Annotated in this window: 14 protein-coding genes; 4 read left to right on the forward strand and 10 right to left on the reverse strand. The window is 67.9% G+C overall.

All coding sequences use genetic code 11. The features are described 5' to 3' along the window. The 5 genes from ACVN9Z_RS11730 to glyQ are packed head-to-tail and all read right to left on the reverse strand — an operon-like array spanning position 1 to position 5,285. Entirely contained in the window at positions 1-984 is a 984-nt protein-coding gene (locus ACVN9Z_RS11730; RefSeq protein ID WP_020925086.1) for a M48 family metallopeptidase, read from the reverse strand. After that, on the reverse strand, positions 971-1,699 hold the full coding sequence (locus ACVN9Z_RS11735) for a lysophospholipid acyltransferase family protein (RefSeq protein WP_006388858.1): 729 nt from the start codon (positions 1,697-1,699) through the stop codon (positions 971-973). Before ACVN9Z_RS11735 ends, ACVN9Z_RS11730 begins: the two co-directional genes overlap by 14 nt. Continuing rightward, positions 1,699-2,238, reverse strand: coding sequence for a D-glycero-beta-D-manno-heptose 1,7-bisphosphate 7-phosphatase (gene gmhB / locus ACVN9Z_RS11740; protein WP_024067788.1), 540 nt, complete (start codon positions 2,236-2,238; stop codon positions 1,699-1,701). The genes ACVN9Z_RS11735 and gmhB overlap by 1 nt, the downstream gene beginning before the upstream one ends. Beyond that, positions 2,235-4,373: a glycine--tRNA ligase subunit beta gene (gene glyS / locus ACVN9Z_RS11745; RefSeq protein ID WP_024067789.1), complete on the reverse strand. Its 2,139-nt coding sequence runs from the start codon at positions 4,371-4,373 to the stop codon at positions 2,235-2,237. The genes gmhB and glyS overlap by 4 nt, the downstream gene beginning before the upstream one ends. Continuing rightward, positions 4,374-5,285 carry a glycine--tRNA ligase subunit alpha gene (gene glyQ, locus ACVN9Z_RS11750; RefSeq protein WP_006388861.1) on the reverse strand — a complete coding sequence of 304 codons (912 nt, stop codon included), beginning with the start codon at positions 5,283-5,285 and terminating at the stop codon, positions 4,374-4,376. A 270-nt stretch (positions 5,286-5,555) separates the two neighbouring features. On the opposite strand from glyQ, the gene ACVN9Z_RS11755 reads away from it, so the two are divergent. Further along, positions 5,556-6,323 (forward strand): crotonase/enoyl-CoA hydratase family protein, encoded by a 768-nt coding sequence (locus tag ACVN9Z_RS11755; RefSeq protein WP_006388863.1) that lies wholly within the window; start codon positions 5,556-5,558, stop codon positions 6,321-6,323. Between the two features lie 77 nt (positions 6,324-6,400). Beyond that, positions 6,401-7,924, forward strand: a complete 1,524-nt coding sequence (locus ACVN9Z_RS11760) for a fumarate hydratase (RefSeq protein ID WP_006388864.1) — start codon at positions 6,401-6,403, stop codon at positions 7,922-7,924. Between the two features lie 113 nt (positions 7,925-8,037). On the opposite strand, the gene ACVN9Z_RS11765 is transcribed toward ACVN9Z_RS11760, so the two are convergent. The 5 genes from ACVN9Z_RS11765 to ACVN9Z_RS11785 form a co-directional block, all read right to left on the reverse strand. Further along, positions 8,038-9,489 (reverse strand): methyl-accepting chemotaxis protein, encoded by a 1,452-nt coding sequence (locus ACVN9Z_RS11765; RefSeq protein WP_458213404.1) that lies wholly within the window; start codon positions 9,487-9,489, stop codon positions 8,038-8,040. Between the two features lie 208 nt (positions 9,490-9,697). Next, positions 9,698-12,676 carry an autotransporter family protein gene (locus ACVN9Z_RS11770; protein ID WP_238920178.1) on the reverse strand — a complete coding sequence of 993 codons (2,979 nt, stop codon included), beginning with the start codon at positions 12,674-12,676 and terminating at the stop codon, positions 9,698-9,700. Between the two features lie 186 nt (positions 12,677-12,862). After that, positions 12,863-14,089, reverse strand: coding sequence for a CaiB/BaiF CoA transferase family protein (locus ACVN9Z_RS11775; protein ID WP_047992611.1), 1,227 nt, complete (start codon positions 14,087-14,089; stop codon positions 12,863-12,865). Then, positions 14,086-14,946: a MaoC/PaaZ C-terminal domain-containing protein gene (locus tag ACVN9Z_RS11780; protein ID WP_047992610.1), complete on the reverse strand. Its 861-nt coding sequence runs from the start codon at positions 14,944-14,946 to the stop codon at positions 14,086-14,088. The genes ACVN9Z_RS11775 and ACVN9Z_RS11780 overlap by 4 nt, the downstream gene beginning before the upstream one ends. 7 nt (positions 14,947-14,953) lie before the next feature. Beyond that, a complete protein-coding gene (locus tag ACVN9Z_RS11785; protein WP_020925077.1) occupies positions 14,954-15,868 on the reverse strand; it encodes an SDR family NAD(P)-dependent oxidoreductase in 915 nt (304 codons plus the stop codon). Positions 15,869-16,016: 148 nt separating this feature from the next. On the opposite strand from ACVN9Z_RS11785, the gene ACVN9Z_RS11790 reads away from it, so the two are divergent. Both ACVN9Z_RS11790 and ACVN9Z_RS11795 read left to right on the forward strand, forming a co-directional pair. Further along, entirely contained in the window at positions 16,017-16,916 is a 900-nt protein-coding gene (locus tag ACVN9Z_RS11790) for a LysR family transcriptional regulator (protein WP_026382350.1), read from the forward strand. Positions 16,917-17,234: 318 nt separating this feature from the next. Beyond that, on the forward strand, positions 17,235-18,218 hold the full coding sequence (locus tag ACVN9Z_RS11795; protein ID WP_150101508.1) for a Bug family tripartite tricarboxylate transporter substrate binding protein: 984 nt from the start codon (positions 17,235-17,237) through the stop codon (positions 18,216-18,218). Positions 18,219-18,311: the final 93 nt, after the last annotated feature.

The following is an 18,311-nucleotide window of genomic DNA, read 5'->3' on the forward strand; positions in this document are numbered from 1 at the left end:
CTAGAATTGCGGCAGCGAGGCCGGGTCGTGGCGCCGCAGCACGTTCTTGGCTTCCTCGAAATCGGGCAGGATCTGGCCGACCTCGCGCCAGAAATCCTGGCTGTGGTTCATTTCGCGCAGGTGCGCCAGTTCGTGCGCGATGACGTAGTCGATGATGGCCGGCGCGAAATGGATCAGGCGCCAGTTCAGCATGATGTTGCCGTCGCTGGTGCACGAGCCCCAGCGCGTGGCGGCGGACGACAGGCGCCAGCGGCGGATCTTCAGGCCGCTGATCTGCAGGAAGTGCGCCAGCCGGGCGCCGAACCAGGCGCCGGCGCGCTGTTGCAGCCAGGCCTGGGCGGCGTCGCGGATGCGGCCCTGGTCGGCGTCGGCCGGCAGCGCCAGCCACAGCGTGTCGCCGTCGGCCGGGGCTTCGGCATCGCCGGACAGGCGGGTCTGGCGGCTGTCGCCGCCCACGCCCAGGACGATGCGCTTGCCCAGGTAAGGCAGCTCGCCGCCGGCCTGCCAACGCGTGTGCGCCATGGCCAGCTGCTGCTTGCGGGTGTGCCATTCGCGCAGCTTGGCGACGATCCAGCGGGATTTCTCGCGCACCGCGTCGTCGATCTGTGCCAGCGTGACCCAGTTGGGCGCCGTGACGCGCAGGCCGTCGTCGGTGATGACGAAGCCGATGCTGCGGCGGCGCGAGCGCAGCAGCACGAAGCCGATGGGCTGCGGATCGGTGTCCACCTCGCGCCAGCGCGCGCCGGGTGGCAGCGGATCGGGGCAGGGGGTGGGCACGCGCGCCGCCGCATTGGGCGACAGCGTCAGCAGGGGTTCGCCGGCCGGCTTGGGCGCCGATGGCGCGGGGGGAGGGAACAGCGGGGCGGGCGGCGTGGCCACGGGTGCCGGGCGCGCCGCGGGGGACGCGGTCAGCGGCGACGCGTCCGTGGACGCGTCGGAGTCTTGCACGTCGAACAGGAGTTCGAGCTGGTCAGTGCTGGGCATACCTTTCTGGATTGAGACGCCGCATTTCCCCTTCGATCCAGTCCTGCACTTTCTGGTTCAGTTCCTCGGGGGAGATTCCCTTCGATTCTATCGCGGGACCGATGGACAGCGTAACCAGGCCTGGATATTTGACGAAGGCATTGCGGCGCCAGCATTCGCCGGCGTTGTGCGCCACCGGGATGACCACCGCGCCGGTGCGCGAGGCCAGCAACGCGCCGCCCATCTTGAAGCGCGCGGTCTTGCCGGGCGGCACGCGGGTGCCTTCCGGGAACAGCAGCGGCCAGCGGCCTTCGTCCAGCCGGACCTGTCCCTGCTTGACCACCTGTTCGAAGGCGTCGCGGCCCTTGGAGCGGTCGATGGCGATCATGCGCAGCAACGCTAGGCCCCAGCCGAAGAACGGCACCATGTGCAGTTCCTTCTTGTAGACGAAGCAGACTTCGCGCGGCATGTAGGCCGGGAAGAACAGCGTTTCCCAGGCCGACTGGTGCTTGGACAGCAGCACCGCCGGGCCGTCGGGCAGGTTTTCCCAGCCCTTGACCTGCCAGCGGATGCCGCAGAACACCTTGGCGCCCCAGATGGCCAGGCGCGGCCAGCCCACCGTGAGCTTGTAGCGCAGGTGCAGCGGCAGCGGCGCCCACAGCACGCAAGCGAAGGCATAGGGGATGACCGTGATGGCCAGGAACAGGAAATACAGGAGCGAGCGCAGCCGGGCCATCAGTTGTCCTGCAGCAGGGCGTCGGCCACGGCCGACAGGTCGTCGCAGACCCGGGTGTTCTCGGGCAGGCCGCCCTTGGCCAGCGTCTTCTTGCCGTTGCCGGTCAGCACCAGCCAGGGCGAGCAGCCCGCGGCGCTGGAGGCCTGCAGGTCGCGCAGCGAGTCGCCCACGGCCGGCACGCCGGCCAGGTTGACGTCGTAGCGATGGCCGATCTGCTCGAACATGCCGGGACGCGGCTTGCGGCAGGTGCAGTCGTCGTCCGGGCCGTGCGGGCACATGAAGACGGCGTCCACGCTGCCGCCGACGGCGGCCAGCTCGCGCCGCATCTTGGCGTGGATGGCGGTCAGCGTGTCCATGTCGAACAGGCCGCGCGCCAGGCCGGACTGGTTGGTGGCGACCACCACCGTCCAGTCCGCCTGCGTCAGGCGGGCGATGGCCTGCAGGCTGCCGGGCAGGGCGATCCATTCGTCGGGATTCTTGACGAACGCATCGCTGTCCTGGTTGATGACGCCGTCGCGGTCGAGGATGATGAGCTTCACTGTGCCAGCCTGGAAATGTCAGCGACCTGGTTCATCAGGGTGTGCAGCTGGCCCAGCAGCGCCAGCCGGTTGGCGCGCACCGCCGGGTCCTCGGCCATGACCATGACGTCGGCGAAGAAGGCGTCCACCGGTTCGCGGGCCTGGGCCAGCGTGCGCAGGTTGGCGGCGAAGTCGCCGGCGGCCAGTTGCGCCTCGGCCTGCGGGCGCAGCGCGGCGATGGCGGCGGCCAGCGCCTTTTCGGCGGGCTCGACCAGCGCGGCGTCATTGACCGCGCCGATCTCGCCTTCGGCCTTCTTGAGCAGGTTGCCGATGCGCTTGTTGGCGGCCGCCAGGCTGGCGGCCTCGGGCATCTGCGCGAAGGCGGCGGCGGCGCGCACGCGCTCGGCCACCTGGTGCAGCGGCGGCGTCAGGGCGATGACGGCCTCGACCGCGTTGCGGTCGTGTTCGTTGATCAGCTGGTTGCGGTAGCGTTCGTAGATGAAGGCGCGCACTTCCGCCAGCGTGTCGGCGGGGATCTTGCCGGCCGGGAAGGTGGCGGCGGTGGCGGCCAGCAGGCCGTCCAGCGACAGCGGGCCGTCCTGGTTGAGCTTGAGCCAGCCGCCGGCGGCCAGTTGCTCGAAGGCGCTGATCAGGCCCAGCGCGGCGCGGCGCAGGCCGAAGGGGTCGCGTTCGCCGGTGGGCGCCAGGCCGATGGCCCAGATGCCGACCAGGGTCTCGGCGCGTTCGGCGATGAACAGCGTGGCGGCGGTCAGGTCGTCCTGCGAGACCGGCGTGTCGTAGCGGTTGCGGTACTGGGTGCGCAGCGCCTGCACGACGCTGTCCGGCTCGCCGTCGCCGGCGGCGTAGTAGGCGCCCATGATGCCTTGCAGCTCGGGGAACTCGCCCACCATGTTCGAGCCCAGGTCGGCCTTGGCCAGCAGCGCGGCGCGGTCGGCGGCGGCGACGTCGCCGCCCAGCTTGCCAGCCACGTCGCGGGCGATGGCGCGCACGCGCTCGACGCGTTCGAGCTGGGTGCCCAGCTTGTTGTGGTAGACGATCGAGCCCAGTTGCTCGACGCGCGCGGCCAGCGGCGTCTTGCGGTCGGTCTCGAAGAAGAACTGGGCGTCGGCCAGGCGCGGACGTACCACGCGCTGATTGCCTTCGACGATGTTCACCGGGTTGTCCGTGCGCATGTTGCTCACGATCAGGAAGCGGTGCGTCAGGCGTCCGCTGGCCGGGTCGAACAGCGGGAAGTACTTCTGGTTCAGGCGCATCGTCAGGATCAGGCATTCCTGCGGCACTTGCAGGAACTGTTCCTCGAACTCGCCCACGTAGACGGTGGGGTGTTCGACCAGGGCGGTGACTTCATCGAGCAGGGCGGCCACTTCGGGGTCGTCGCCCAGCGTGGCCGACAGACGGCCGGCGTGGTCCAGCAGCTGGCGCTGGATCTCGTCGCGGCGGCCTTCGAACGAGGCCACCACGCGGCCCTTCTCGGCCAGGGTGGCGGCGTAGGCGTCGGCATCGGCGATGGCGATGGCGCCGCTGCTCATGTAGCGGTGGCCCAGCGTGTCGCGGCCGGCGGTCAGGCCGAGGGCGCTGACGGGAACCACGTCGGCGCCGAACAGCGCGATCAGGCCGTGCGCGGGGCGCACGAACTTGACGGTGGTCTCGCCGTCGGCCAGCTGGTAGCGCATGACCTTGGGGATCGGCAGGCCGTCGATGGCCGCGTCGATGCCTTCCTGCAGGCCGACGGCCAGCGCGGCGCCGGGGGCGGTGCCGCGGGCGACCAGGTAATCCTGCTTGCCGTCGGATTCACGTTCCAGGGTGGCCAGGTCGATGTTTTCCAGGCCCTTGGCGGCCAGCTTCTTCTGCAGCGCCGGGGTGGCCTTGCCGTCTTCGGTCAGGCCGATCTTCACCGGCATCAGCTTTTCGGCGTAGGCCTGATCGGGCGCCTGCGCCAGCACGGCCGACAGGCGCACCGCCAGGCGGCGCGGCGTGGCGTACGGCTCGACGGCGCAGCCATCGGCCAGCAGGCCGTGGCGCGCCAGCGTGGCGCGCACGCCTTCGGCGAAAGCCTGGCCCAGCTTCTGCAGGGCCTTGGGCGGGAGTTCTTCGGTCAGCAGCTCGACCAGCAGGGGGCGGATGTTCGTCGTCATTTATGCAGCCTCCCCGGCGGCCTTGTCGCGGCCCAGCATGGGAAAGCCCAGTCGTTCGCGGGAATCGTAGTAGGCCTGCGCGACGGCGCGCGACAGGTTGCGGATGCGGCCGATGTAGGCGGCGCGCTCGGTGACGCTGATCGCGCCGCGCGCGTCCAGCATGTTGAAGGTGTGCGCGGCCTTGAGCGTGGCTTCATAGGCCGGCAGGGCCAGCGGCACGTCCATCAGGCGCTTGGCCTCGGCTTCGTAGTCGTTGAAGTGCGCGAACAGCATCTCGGCCGACGAATATTCGAAGTTGTAGGTGGACTGTTCCACTTCGTTCTGGTGGAACACGTCGCGGTACAGCACGCGGCGGCCGTTGGCGCCTTCGGTCCAGACCAGGTCGTACACGCTCTGCACGTCCTGCAGGTACATGGCCAGGCGTTCCAGGCCGTAGGTGATCTCGCCCGTGGTCGGGGTGCAATCCAGGCCGCCGACCTGCTGGAAGTAGGTGAACTGGGTCACTTCCATGCCGTTCAGCCACACTTCCCAGCCCAGGCCCCAGGCGCCCAGCGTCGGGTTTTCCCAGTCGTCCTCGACGAAGCGGATGTCGTGCTGCGTGGGGTCGATGCCCAGCGCCTTGAGCGAGCCGATGTACAGGTCCAGGATTTCCGGGGGCGCGGGTTTCAGCACCACCTGGTACTGGTAGTAGTGCTGCAGGCGGTTGGGGTTCTCGCCGTAGCGGCCATCCTTGGGGCGGCGCGAGGGCTGCACGTAGGCCGCGCGCCAGGGCTCCGGGCCGATCGCCCGCAGGAAAGTGGCGGTGTGCGAGGTGCCGGCGCCGACTTCCATGTCGTAGGGCTGCAGCAGGGCGCAACCCTGCTTGTCCCAGTATTCCTGGAGCGTAAGGATGATTTGCTGAAAGGTGAGCATAGGATTCTTGGAATTCGGTCGCCGGGCGACGTCTGCCGTGGGCGTGGGAAACCGGGCATTTTAACTGGCCCGGGGCGGCCCCGGGGCGGGACCCCGGGATTGGGGTCGCATCCAGGCGGTTACATCCTCGCGGTTACATATCGGGCGGGGCGTGCTCCAGGCGGACGTTGCTCCGCCGGCGCCCTGCGGCGGCCGGGCATTGGTCGTATCATTCCAGGTTGACCAGTCTTATATAAAACCAATATCCAAAACCCCGGAAGGAGCATCCGCATGTCTGACCTGATCAAGGTGGAAGTCGCCGACGGCATCCAGATCATCACCATCAACCGTCCCGAGGCCAAGAACGCCATCAACCTGGAAACCGCCCAGGCTATGGCAGCCGCGCTGGACCAGCTGGACAGCCGCGACGACGTGCGCATCGGCATCCTGACGGGCGCGGGCGGCACGTTTTCGTCGGGCATGGACCTGAAAGCCTTCGCCAAGTCGGGCCAGCGTCCGTACGTGGAAGGCCGCGGTTTCGCCGGCCTGAACGAAGCGCCGCCGAAAAAGCCGCTGATCGCCGCGGTCGAAGGTTATGCGCTGGCCGGCGGTTGCGAGATGGCCCTGGCGTCCGACCTGATCGTGGCCGCCAGCAACGCCAAGTTCGGCCTGCCCGAAGTCAAGCGCGGCCTGGTGGCCGGCGCCGGCGGCATGCTGCGCCTGCCGCGTCGCCTGCCGTACCACATCGCCATGGAAGTGATCCTGACCGGCGACATGCTGGGCGCCGAGCGCGCCTACGGCTTCGGCCTGGTGAACCGCCTGACCGAGCCGGGCGGCGCCCTGGCCGGCGCGCTGGAACTGGCCCGCGCCATCGTCGAGAACGGCCCGCTGTCGGTGCAGACCGCCAAGAGCATCGTGGCGCAGTCCGGCGACTGGACCCAGGAAGAGATGTTCAACCGCCAGCGTCCGCTGATCGCCCATATCTTCTCGTCGGCCGACGCCAAGGAAGGCGCCACCGCTTTCGCGGAGAAGCGCAAGCCCGTATGGCAAGGAAAATAAAATAAGCTGCACCCCATCGCGCGCGGCCGGTTCGCCGGCCGCGTTTTCACGTTTCCCTCCGTAACCCGCATATCGCCATGTCCGTCCTCATCAAAGAAGAAGACTTCATCCAGTCGATAGCCGATGGCATCCAGTTCATCAGCTATTACCACCCCGTCGACTACATCCGCCACCTGGCCCGCGCCTACGAGCGCGAGGAAAGCCCGGCCGCGCGCGACGCGATGGCCCAGATCCTGACCAACTCGCGCATGTGCGCCGAGGGCAAGCGCCCGCTGTGCCAGGACACCGGCATCGTCAACGTGTTCCTGAAGGTCGGCATGGGCGTGCGCTTCGACACCAAGCGCACCCTGCAGGAACTGTGCGACGAAGGCGTGCGCCGCGGCTACCTGAACCCGGACAATCCCCTGCGCGCCTCGGTGCTGGACGATCCGCTGTTCGCCCGCAAGAACACCCGCGACAACACGCCCTGTATCCTGCACGTCGAGCTTGTCCCGGGTGACAAGGTCGACGTGCAGCTGGCTTCGAAGGGCGGCGGTTCGGAAAACAAGTCCAAGTTCGCCATGCTCAACCCCAGCGATTCGCTGGTGGACTGGGTGCTCAAGACGGTCCCGACCATGGGCGCCGGCTGGTGCCCGCCGGGCATGCTGGGCATCGGCGTCGGCGGCACCGCCGAAAAGGCCATGCTGATGGCCAAGCAGTCGCTGATGGAAGACATCGACATGTACGAACTGCTGGCCCGCGGCCCGCAGAACAAGCTCGAAGAACTGCGCATCGAGCTGTACGAAAAGGTCAACGCGCTGGGCATCGGCGCCCAGGGCCTGGGCGGCCTGACCACCGTGCTGGACGTCAAGATCAACACCTTCCCGACGCACGCGGCTTCCAAGCCCGTCGCCATGATCCCGAACTGCGCGGCCACCCGCCATGCCCACTTCGAGCTGGACGGCTCGGGCCCGGCGCGCCTGGACCCGCCGTCGCTGTCGGAATGGCCGGAAGTGCACTGGGCGCCGGACTACAACAAGTCCAAGCAGGTCGACCTGAACACGCTGACCAAGGAAGAAGTCGCCAGCTGGAAGCCGGGCCAGACCCTGCTGCTGTCGGGCAAGATGCTGACCGGCCGCGACGCCGCGCACAAGCGCATCCAGGACATGCTGGCCAAGGGCGAGCCGCTGCCCGTGGACTTCACCAACCGCGTCATCTACTACGTCGGCCCGGTCGATCCGGTGCGCGACGAGGTGGTGGGCCCGGCTGGCCCGACCACCGCCACCCGCATGGACAAGTTCACCGACATGATGCTGGAGCAGACCGGCCTGATCGCCATGATCGGCAAGTCCGAGCGCGGCCCGGTCGCGATCGAGTCGATCAAGAAGCACGGCTCGGCCTACCTGATGGCCGTGGGCGGCGCGGCCTACCTGGTGTCCAAGGCAATCCGCGGCGCCAAGGTGCTGGGTTTCGCCGACCTGGGCATGGAAGCCATCTACGAGTTCGACGTGAAGGACATGCCGGTGACCGTGGCGGTTGACGCCCAGGGCACTTCGGTCCACACCACCGGCCCGAAGGAATGGCAGGCCAGGATCGGCAAGATCCCGGTCGCCACCGCGTAAACGGGCGACATGAACGCGAGAAGGGCGCCGGTGACGGCGCCCTTTTTTTATCCCCGGGACGTTTCGCGGCCTGCCGTCGGCACGGGCGCCCGTGGCCGCCCGACCAGGGCCGGTCAGTAGCGCACGTACTCCAGCGCCGATTGCGAGGACGCCGGCGCGCGGGGCGCCACGGCTCGCGCCGATGCTGTCTCCCGCGCCGCCTCGGGGCGGTCCTGGGCCTCATAGGCGCTCTGCAGTTCGTGCGCCGCCTCGGCCGTCATCTGGGTGATGTCCTCGGTGACCTCGCCCAGCTTGGCCGACTGCGCCAACGACACTTCGACCACCTCGCCCATGATCTCCGTGACCCGGCGCGACGAAGTGACGATGTTCTCCATGGTGGCGCCGGCGGATTGCACCTGCTCGGCGCCGCTGCCGATCTGCTGGACCGAGGTGGTGATCAGGTCCTTGATCTCCTTGGCCGCGGATGCGCTGTTCTGGGCCAGGCTGCGCACCTCGGCCGCCACCACCGCGAAGCCTTTGCCGTGCGGGCCCGCGCGCGCCGCCTCGACCGCGGCATTGAGCGCCAGGATGTTTGTCTGGAACGCGATGCCATCCATCACGCCGATGATCTCCGAGATGCGCCGCGAGCTTTCGGTGATGGTGCCCATGGTGGCTACCACGCCGGCCACGGTCTTGCCGCCTTCCTCGGCCACCTGGCAGGCGTCGCGGGCCAGCGTATTGGCCTGGCTGGCGCGTTCGGCGTTCTCGGTCAGGCCCTGCACCGCCACCCGCAGCGTCTGCGCGGCGGTGAAGCGGCGGGTGATGTCGGTGGCGAACTTCACCACCTTGAATGGCCGGCCCTCGGCATCGAAGATCGGGTTGTAGCTGGCCTCGATCCAGACGCGGCGCCCGTTCTTGCCGATGCGCAGGTATTGGCCGGTGTCGTATTCGCCGCCGCGCAGCTTGCGCCAGAATTCCTTGTAGGCGGGGCTGCGGACTTCCTCGGGCAGCACCAGCATGCTGTGGTGGCGGCCGCGCAGTTCGTCTTCGCGGTAGCCCATGGCGTCCAGGAACAGGTCGTTGGCGCGAATGATGGTGCCGTCCAGTTCGAACTCGATGATGCCCTGCACCTTGGAGATGGCGGCAAGCTGGCCCTCGGTGTCGGCCTGGCGGCGCTGCTGCTCGGTGACGTCGGTGGCGTACTTGACCACCTTGAAGGGCCGGCCGGACTCGTCGAGGATCGGGTTGTAGCTGGCCTGCAGCCAGACGTCGCTGCCGTCCTTGTGGATGCGGCGATAGCGGCCCGCGTCGTACTCGCCGCGCTTGAGCTTGTCCCAGAACGCCCGGTATTCAGGAGAGCCGCGCCGGTCGGGCGCCACGAAGATGCGGTGGTGCTGCCCCCGCAGTTCGTCGAGCGTGTAGCCCATGGCATCGAGGAAATTCTGGTTGGCCATGAGCACATGGCCGTCCAGGTCGAACTCGATGATCGCCTGCGCCTTGTGGATGGCCGCGATCTGGCCGTACAGATCCGCATTCCGTGTGTCGCGCTTGCGACGGAACAGGCGCTTGAAGGGAAACCAATGCATGTTGAACTCGAACGAAAAATGCCGTGCCGCCCGATGGGGGGCAAGGCCACGCGCCGTTTTGGAAGGGACGCCGCCATCGGTTATCAGGAGCCTTCTTGATGGGTGAGCCGAATCATAAGGTTTGCAAGGCGCCCGATCGCCGTTCTGGTCCTGTTATGCCGTCTGATAAAGGGCCTCCTCGGCCCTCTATCAGTCGGGAAAGGTGCGGTCAGAATGTCCAGCGCCAATTCAGCATGGCGCTGTGGTCGCGATTGCCCGAGCCGAACTGTCCTGCGTAGTTCAGGCCGACCGTCGCGTTGCGGCCGGCTCGCGCCTGCAAGCCGGTTTCGAGCAGCGCGGCGTTGCGGGCGATAGGGGCGCCGGTCACGGTGAACGCCTCGCCGGCATCGAATGCCAGCGTCGAGACCGGGTGCAGATTGCCGAAGGCGCGGCGCCATCCCGCCCCGGCAGTGAGCGTGCCCTGGAACGCGCCCGCGCTCAGAGCCTGCCGCAGGCGCATGCCCAGAGTCGTAGTCGTGGTGCGGATGCACTGGCTGTCGCCTGAAAGCGCGGCGCTGCCGCCCTTTTCCTGGAACGCCCGGTTGCGCTGGCCGGCCCATGCCAGACCGGCGTAGGGTTCGAGCGTGAGGGTCTGGTTCATCGGCATGGCATAACCCAATTCCCCAAAGAGCTGGGTCGTACCGGCGCGATAATCGGCGCGCAGCGTCTGATCCAGCCCGCCCACGGCAATGCGCCGCCGCGTGTTGACGTCGTGCCAGGTGTGGGACGCGCCCAGCATCAGGTTGAACGTACCTGTCCCCCGGGCGAAGGCTTTGCCGCCATAGATGCTGGCGCTGTAGCTGGCGATGCTGCTCCTGTCATCCGCGTCGTCGATACGCGAGCGGCTGTCGGTATACCCAAGCGCGACGCCCAGGCGCCAACCGTCGCCAATGGCATGGTCGGTACCCACGAAAATGCCAGCGGTATGCAGGCGCACGGCGGCGTTGTCGTTGCTTGCGGACTGGCGCTGCCAGTTGCCGACGAGCTGCGCCCATATGGGACGGGCGGCGCTGGCGGGCAGGGCCGACGCAGCGGGCGGCATGTCGGAGGCGCCCGCCGCCGCCATCGGCGCGCCGGGCTGCAGGCCGGCGGCCAGGTTCGCGCGCAGGTGTGACAACGGCAGCGCGCTGGCCGGACGGCTAAGACCGGCCAGCGCGTTGCGTGTGCTGGCATGCGCCTCTCCCGTCAGTGCCGAGAAGTACGCTTGCGGGGCGTCCTCAGGCAGGCTCAAGGCCCGGCGATAGATCTCATGTGTGCGCGGCAGGCTCTCGATGGCGTCGCTCACGGCCATGGCATTGCGGCCGGTGATGAGGTCCGCGAAGCGGATCGGCCGCTGGTCCGCACCGCCCTGTACGGGTGGCGCAGGCTCGGATGCCACCGGCGGGACTGGATCGGAAGCCAGGGGTGGAGCCGGATCGGAAGCCGCGGGCGGAGCCGGATCGGAAGCCGCGGGCGGAGCCGGATCGGAAGCCGCGGGCGGAGCCGGATCGGAAGCCGCGGGCGGAGTCGGATCGGAATCCGCGGGTGGAGCCGGATCGGAATCCGCGGGTGGGGCCGGATCGGAAGCCGCGGGTGGGGCCGGATCGGAAGCCGCGGGTGGGGCCGGATCGGAAGCCACGGGTGGAGCCGGATCGGAAGTCACGGGTGGAGCCGGGTCGGAAGCCACGGGTGGAGCCGGGTCGGAAGCCACGGGTGGAGTCGGATCGGAAGCCTCCGGCGGGACCGGAGCGGAAGGCGGCCCCGGCTCGACTGGCACTGACTTGCGCGCCAGCGTCAGAATGACGTCGCTGCTGCCAGCCGTGGCATCCGTTGCGTACTTGAGCGAGGGTGTGAGATAGGCCAGATTGGATTCCACGCTCCCGAAACGCGTATCCCCATTGAAACCTTTTCCGGCATGCAGAATCGTGTAATCGCGGTTCTCGTCATACAGTTCCGCACCCGAATCAAGGGCAATGACCTTGACGCTTGCATCGTTGAGCCTGACGGTACCCGTGAGAACGTCCAGCCGGTCCGCCGCGGTGGGCGTGACCCGCACTGCGTACGTGCCATTGGTGCCGAAATTGAGGATGCCGCCAGATTCTATCTGGATGGCTTTCGTGACCGGGGTGGTTCCGTCATCGCTGCCGAATGTCAGCGTGTTGTTCGCGCCCGCGAAATTGACATTGCCAACAAAGCTGGATCCCTCCCACATGATGAGCGTGTTGTTGTCGCCTTCGAACAGGACGGCGTTGCGGCCATTCATGCGCCCCTTGTTGGTGAGCACGGTATCGTGGCTCGCGCGCAGTGCGTCGCCAGCTTCGCCGATGGTTGAATGGGCGGGAGTCTTCCTGTCGCCGGGTTTGCCGCCGCGCACGATGCCGGAGTTGACGACGTTTCCCGAACCGATCGATATGCCCGCGCCGCCGTCTCCGCTGGCCGTATTAGGGAGGGCGGTTCCCCGGCGCACACCGCCCTGGCCGCCGTCGATGAAGACGCCTTTGCCGATAGCGATGCTGCCGGATCCCAGTACCACGCCATCGCCGCCGCCTCCTGGATAGCTGTTGGAGTTTCCTCCGGCCCCGCCAACGACGTTGCCATTCAGGGTCAAGGCACCGGACCGGACGGCAATGCCCGCGCCGCCGCCACCGCCGCCGCCGTTACTGGCGACCGGGCCAATGTCGTATACCGTCCCGACGTTTCCGGCACCACCCGCGCCCCCGCTCACGGTTATCCCGGTGTTGACCGTGAGAGTGGTGTCCGCTCCCCCGATGATGCCGGCGCCGCCACCGCCGCCCGAGTGACGCGCCGTGCTCACATCGGAGCTACTGCAAGGCGCCTTGCATGTTCCATTCACGCCGGTGACTGAGCTTGTGACAACGGTTTCTCCGGCAGCCGCCGTCACGCGTGGGGCGCCACCTGTGCCGGGGTGCCTGGAACCCATGCCACCGGCGCCGGCAACGCCGTCCGCGTCGATGGCTACCAGGCCGCCGCCTTCGCCTCCCATCAAGTCCGTTTTGGGCCTCCCGTCGAGCATGGTTCTGCCGCCCAGTCCGCCGCCCCGCGTGCCCTCGGCGGCACGGGCCTCAAGCGGCAGGACCATTGGGGCGCTCAACAGGAGCAGGGTAACGGTAGCGGGGAAAAGGTTCTTTCTGAAAGCGAGCGTAGTCATAGCCAACATTTACCGATCACTTGAATTGCGTGGCGGTAAGTGTAGGTATGGCGCACGGACGTTTTATCACCCGTTGGCGACTAATAAGACCAAGTCGGTAATGGCATGCGGCGGTCTTTATTGTTGATATGGAAATATAGGCGAGCACCGCGAAATAACACCGCGGGTGCGAAACAAATCAGACCGCTAAACGGCGCTCGCCTTGAACTCGGCAATCGCCTGCGGCGACTTCCCCAGCACCTCGCGCAGCACTTCCTCCGTATGCTGCCCCAGCAGCGGCGGCGCGCGCCGGTACACCACCGGCGAATCCGAAAAGCGCAACGGACTGGCCGTCACCGGCGCCACGCCGCCGCCCGGATGCGGCAGGTCGCGGCGCAGCTGCCGCGCCTGCGCCTGTGGGTGAGCGAAAGCCTGGGCGATGTCGTTGATCGGGCCGCAGGGCACGCCCACGGCCTCCAGCCTGGCGATCCAGTCATCGCGCCGTCCCTGGCGCATGATGGCGGCCAGTCTCCCGACCAGCTCTTCGCGGTGGGTCACGCGCAGCCGGTTGGTGGCAAAGCGCGGATCGTCCCCCAGCTCCGGCGCGCCGATGGCCTTGCAATAGGCGCGGTACTGCGATTCGTTGCCGGTGGCCACGATCAGATGGCCGTCGCTGGCGGCGAACACCTGGTAGGGCACCACGTTCTGGTGCGCGTTGCCGGCGCGTTTCGGCGCCACGCCGGAATTGAAATAGTTGGAATTCTGGTTGGCCAGCAGCGCCACGTGGCTGTCCAGCAGCGCGATGTCCAGGTGCTGGCCCAGCCCGCTGCGGTGCCGTTCCTGCAGCGCCGCCAGGATCGCCACCGTCGCATACATGCCGGTGACGATATCGGTGACTGCCACGCCGGCCTTCTGCGGTCCGCCGCCGGGCAGGTCGTCGCGTTCGCCGGTGATGCTCATCAGGCCGCCCATGCCCTGGATCATGAAGTCGTAGCCGGGGCGGCGCGCGAACGGCCCGTCCTGGCCGAAGCCGGTGACCGAGCAGTAGATCAGGCGCGGATTGATGGCCTTCAGGCTGGCATAGTCCAGGCCGTATTTGGCCAGCCCGCCGACCTTGAAGTTCTCGACCAGGATATCGCTGACCGCCGCCAGTTCGCGGATCAGCGCCGCGCCATGCGGCGTGGCCATGTCGGCCTCGACCGAGCGCTTGTTGCGGTTGGCGCTGAGGTAATAGGCGGATTCGTTGGTGTCGACGCCATTGCCGTCCTTCAGGAAGGGCGGGCCCCAGGCGCGGGTGTCGTCGCCGACGCCGGGGCGCTCGATCTTGATGACGTCGGCGCCCAGGTCGGCCAGGTTCTGCGTGCACCACGGGCCTGCCAGGATGCGCGACAGGTCCAGCACGCGGATGCCGTCCAATGCGGGCGGGCGCGTCATGATTGCACCTCGGCGGCGCCATGGCTCATCACGATGATGTCGCGTTCGACGGCGCGGGCGATGAAGCGGATCTGGCCGTCCGGCATGCGCCACATATCGCATTGCAAGGTTTCGCCCGGGTAGACCGGCGCGGAGAATCGCGCATCCAGCCGGGTCAGGCGGGAGGCGTCGTAGTCGCACCAGGTCTTGACCAGCGCGTGCGCGGCCACGCCGTAGGAACACAGTCCATGCAGGATCGGCTTGGGATAGCCGGCCTGGTGCGCGACCTCGGGGTCGGCGTGCAGCGGATTGCGGTCGGCGTTCAGGCGATACAGGAGCGCCGCCTGCGGCGGAATGCGCAGTTCGCAGCGGCGCTCCGGCTCGCCCTGCGGCGCGGCGGGCAGCGGCTCGGGGCTGGCGTCGCCCTGGCCGAAGCCGCCATCGCCGCGGCAGAAGGTGCTTTGCCGCAAGGTGGCCAGGTGCGTGCCGGCGGTGTCGTGCAGCGTGCGTTCGGTGACCACGATGGCGCCCTTGTCCGCGCCCTTGTCTATCACGTGGGTAACGCGGCTCCTGCCGATCACGGTGCCGGACGTGGGCAGCGGCGCGTGTACCGCCAGTCGCTGTTCGCCATGCACCAGCCGGACCCAGTCGATGCCGGCGCGCGGATCGCTCATCCAGAATCCCGGATAGCCCAGCACCACGCTCATGGTGGGAAAGGCGCGCAGGTCCTTTTCGTACACGTAGCGCAGTTGCCGGGTGTCCTCGGGATCCTGTCCCAGGCCGATGCCCAGGGCATACAGCATGGTGTCCTTGTCGTCGTAGTGCTGGCGCACGTCGTCGAAGCGCCAGTGCTTCACGGTTGCGTAGTCGAGCGGCATGGCGGTCTCAGATGGGGTCCCAGTCGATCACGTCGGGCGAACGCTCCAGCGCGTAGAAATGCTTGCGCATGGCGGGCACGGCGATCTCGCCGATCAGTTCGGGTGTCCAGCCCTCGCTGTAGTGCACGGTGCGTAGCGGCCGCGGCTGGCTCATCAGCATGATCTCGTTGGCGCGCACCGCGAACACCTGCGCGGTGATGGCGCTGGCCGCGTCGCTGGCCAGGTAAACGGCCATCGGCGCGACCTTGTTGGCCTCCATTTTCTTGAGCTTCTCGACGCGCGCCTTCTCCTCGTCGGTCTCGGCGGGAATGGAGCTGGTCATGCGGCTCCAGGCGAACGGCGCGATGCAGTTCGAGCGCACGTTGTAGCGCGCCATGTCCAGCGCGATCGACTTGGACAGCGCCACGATGCCGAGCTTGGCGGCGGCGTAGTTGGCCTGGCCGAAATTGCCGATCAGGCCGGACGTGGAAGTCATGTGCACGAAGGCGCCCGACTCCTGTTCACGGAAATACGGCGCGGCGGCGCGGCTCATGAAGAACGAGCCGTTCAGGTGCACGTCGATGACCTGGCGCCATTCCTCCTCGCTCATCTTGTGGAACACGCGGTCGCGCAGGTTGCCGGCGTTGTTGACCACCGCGTCGATGCGACCGAAGGCGTCGATGGCGGTCTGGACGACGCGGCTGGCGCTGTCGTAGGCTGCCACGCTGTCGGTGTTGGCGACGGCCTGCCCGCCCGCCGCCACGATCTCGCGCACCACGGCCTGCGCGGGGCCTTCGCCGCCGCCCTCGCCGGTGAGCGAGACGCCGATGTCGTTGACCACCACCTTGGCGCCCGCCTGCGCCATGGCCAGCGCGATGCCGCGGCCGATGCCGCCGCCTGCGCCTGTAACGACCACTACCTTGCCGGAAACAATACCGCTCATTGGGGCTTACTCCAGATGCCGCGGCGCGCGCCGCGTGGGAAACAGTTCCGCGTCAAACCGTATGGTTTACGGGGTTGCCCCATGGTATGGTCGTCACGGCATTCGAAGAATTCAAAATTAGAAATGCCCCCCTTCTGTGTGGTGGAACATGAGACATGATCTGACTGACCTGCGGCTATTCGTGAACGTGGGGGAAACGCTCAATCTGACCCGCGCGGCCGAACGCACCTTCCTGTCGCTGCCCGCCGCCAGCGCGCGCGTCAAGCACATGGAAGAGGCCTTCAAGGCGCGGCTGCTGGTGCGCATGGCCACGGGCGTGGCACTGACGCCGGCCGGCGAGGTGCTGCTCAAGCACGCCAACGCGGTGTTCCGCCAGCTCGAATGCCTGAACGCCGACCTGCAGCCCTACGCCAGCGGCCTGAAGGGGCGGCTGCGCCTGCTGGCCAACACCACTGCCACCAATTCCTTCCTGGCGGACGCGCTGTCGACCTTCCTGGCCGAGAACCCCGACGTGGACGTCGAGCTGGAAGAGAAGATCTCGGGCGACATCGTCATCGCGATCCGCGCGGGCGCCGGCGACCTGGGGCTGGTGGCCGGCAACATCGACGTCGAGGGCCTGGATGTGACGCCGCTGTTCCGCGATGAGCTCACCGTGGTCACGGCGCTGGACCATCCGCTGGCGGCGTCGAAGTCGGCCCATTTCGCCGACCTGATCGATGCCTACCAGTTCGTCGGCATCCATCCCGACAGCGCCATCCAGACCTTCCTGGAGGACATCGCCAGCGGCCTGGGCAAGCGCATCTGCCAGCGCGTGCACGTGGGCAGTTTCGAGGCCGTGTGCCGCATGGTCGAGGCCGGCGCCGGCATCGCCGTGGTGCCGCGCGCCTGCGCGGCGCGCTACAGCCGGCCCGATGCCTTGCACGTGTTGAAACTGGAAGATCCCTGGGCCCTGCGCGACCGCCTGCTGTGCCGCCAGCGCGGCCGCGACCTGCCCAGCTTCGCCGAGTGCTTCATCGAGCACGTGCAGCGCGCGGCGAGGGGACAGTAGCCGCGGCGGGGGCGGTGTCATGCCGCGGCGAACGCGGTGTTCCGCCCGTCCTGACGGCTTGACGGTCCGCATGGCCGTCGCCGTGGCGCCACATCGGACCTGCGATAGTGTCCGATCAGCGAACACGGCATCGCGGCGAAAGAGGGGCTTTTGAAAATATGTAGCGGCAAAAGCGGCCGCGCGGCAAATAATAAAAAAAGCCCCGGCCGCGCCTGATGCGCGGACAGTAGAAAAATGGGGCCGGCAGGCGGCAAGCACCGCGTTGTTCCGGTGTGGTTTGCGGCCGCGCCACCGACAAGAACGACTCAGGAGACTGCCTTGCTAGATCCCCAACGCCGCCGCGTCATCGCGGGGCTGGGCGCTGCGTGCGCCACGACGTTGCTGCCCACTTTCGCCCGCGCCGCTGCCTGGCCCGGCCACGCCGTGACCTTCATCGTGCCGTTTCCGGCCGGCGGTCCGGTCGACACCACCGCGCGGTTCACCGCGCAGCCGCTGGGCCACCTGTGGTCGGTGCCTACTGTGGTGGACAACCGCTCGGGCGCCGGCGGCATCGTTGGCGCGCAGTTCGCCGCCAAGGCCGAGCCGGACGGCTACAACTTCTTCTTCGCCTCCATCCATCACGCGGTGCTGCCGAGCCTGCGGGACAACCTGACCTACGACATCAACCGTGATTTCGTGCCGGTGGGCATGGCGGCGGTGTTTCCGATCGTGCTGGTGGTGAACCCGGCGTTGCCGGTGACTTCGGTGAGCGAACTGATCGCCTATGCCAAGGCGAATCCGGGCAAGCTGTCGTTCAGTTCCTCCGGAACGGGCGGCGGCACGCATCTGGCGGGCGAGCTGTTCAATGCGATGGCGGGCGTGAAGATCCAGCACATTCCTTACCGGGGCAGCGCGCCGGCGATGCAGGATCTGCTGGGAGGGCAGGTGCAGGTGATGTTCGCGGACGGGCCGTCGGCGGTGCCGCATCTGAAGACGGGCAAGGTGCGCGCGTTGGGGGTAGGGAATCCGACGCGGTCGAGCATGTTGCCGGACGTGCCTACGATCGCCGAGTCTGGGTTGCCAGGCTACGAGGCGTACTCGTGGAGCGGGGTACTGGCGCCGAAGGGGACGCCCGCCGACATCGTGGCGCGGGTCAATGCGGACATGGTGAAGGTGTTGTCGGATCCCGCGACGGCCAAGGCGATGGTGGCGGCGGGGGCGGAGCCCAAGCCCGGCAGCCCGGAGGCGTTTGGGGCGTTCGTGCGCGGCGAGGTGGCCAAGTGGCGGGATGTGATTACCAAGGCGGGCATCAGGCTGGAATAGGCGCCGTAGCACGCTGCGCAGGGGGGGCCGTCCTCGCGCGGTCCGGTAGCGCGTCTGCCCGTCAGGAACGCCAGCATGGCGAACCACGAAACT

This window comes from Achromobacter sp. KK8 (assembly GCF_054188005.1).

What these genes read in the sequence shown, in the direction of transcription:
- glyQ (WP_006388861.1), bottom strand. Translation starts at nt 5,285, where the DNA reads ATGCTCACCTTTCAGCAAATCATCCTTACGCTCCAGGAATACTGGGAC.
- ACVN9Z_RS11770 (WP_238920178.1), bottom strand. Translation starts at nt 12,676, where the DNA reads ATGACTACGCTCGCTTTCAGAAAGAACCTTTTCCCCGCTACCGTTACC.
- ACVN9Z_RS11755 (WP_006388863.1), top strand. Translation starts at nt 5,556, where the DNA reads ATGTCTGACCTGATCAAGGTGGAAGTCGCCGACGGCATCCAGATCATC.
- ACVN9Z_RS11780 (WP_047992610.1), bottom strand. Translation starts at nt 14,946, where the DNA reads ATGCCGCTCGACTACGCAACCGTGAAGCACTGGCGCTTCGACGACGTG.
- ACVN9Z_RS11785 (WP_020925077.1), bottom strand. Translation starts at nt 15,868, where the DNA reads ATGAGCGGTATTGTTTCCGGCAAGGTAGTGGTCGTTACAGGCGCAGGC.
- ACVN9Z_RS11790 (WP_026382350.1), top strand. Translation starts at nt 16,017, where the DNA reads ATGAGACATGATCTGACTGACCTGCGGCTATTCGTGAACGTGGGGGAA.
- ACVN9Z_RS11760 (WP_006388864.1), top strand. Translation starts at nt 6,401, where the DNA reads ATGTCCGTCCTCATCAAAGAAGAAGACTTCATCCAGTCGATAGCCGAT.
- glyS (WP_024067789.1), bottom strand. Translation starts at nt 4,373, where the DNA reads ATGACGACGAACATCCGCCCCCTGCTGGTCGAGCTGCTGACCGAAGAA.
- ACVN9Z_RS11775 (WP_047992611.1), bottom strand. Translation starts at nt 14,089, where the DNA reads ATGACGCGCCCGCCCGCATTGGACGGCATCCGCGTGCTGGACCTGTCG.
- ACVN9Z_RS11735 (WP_006388858.1), bottom strand. Translation starts at nt 1,699, where the DNA reads ATGGCCCGGCTGCGCTCGCTCCTGTATTTCCTGTTCCTGGCCATCACG.
- ACVN9Z_RS11730 (WP_020925086.1), bottom strand. Translation starts at nt 984, where the DNA reads ATGCCCAGCACTGACCAGCTCGAACTCCTGTTCGACGTGCAAGACTCC.
- ACVN9Z_RS11765 (WP_458213404.1), bottom strand. Translation starts at nt 9,489, where the DNA reads ATGCATTGGTTTCCCTTCAAGCGCCTGTTCCGTCGCAAGCGCGACACA.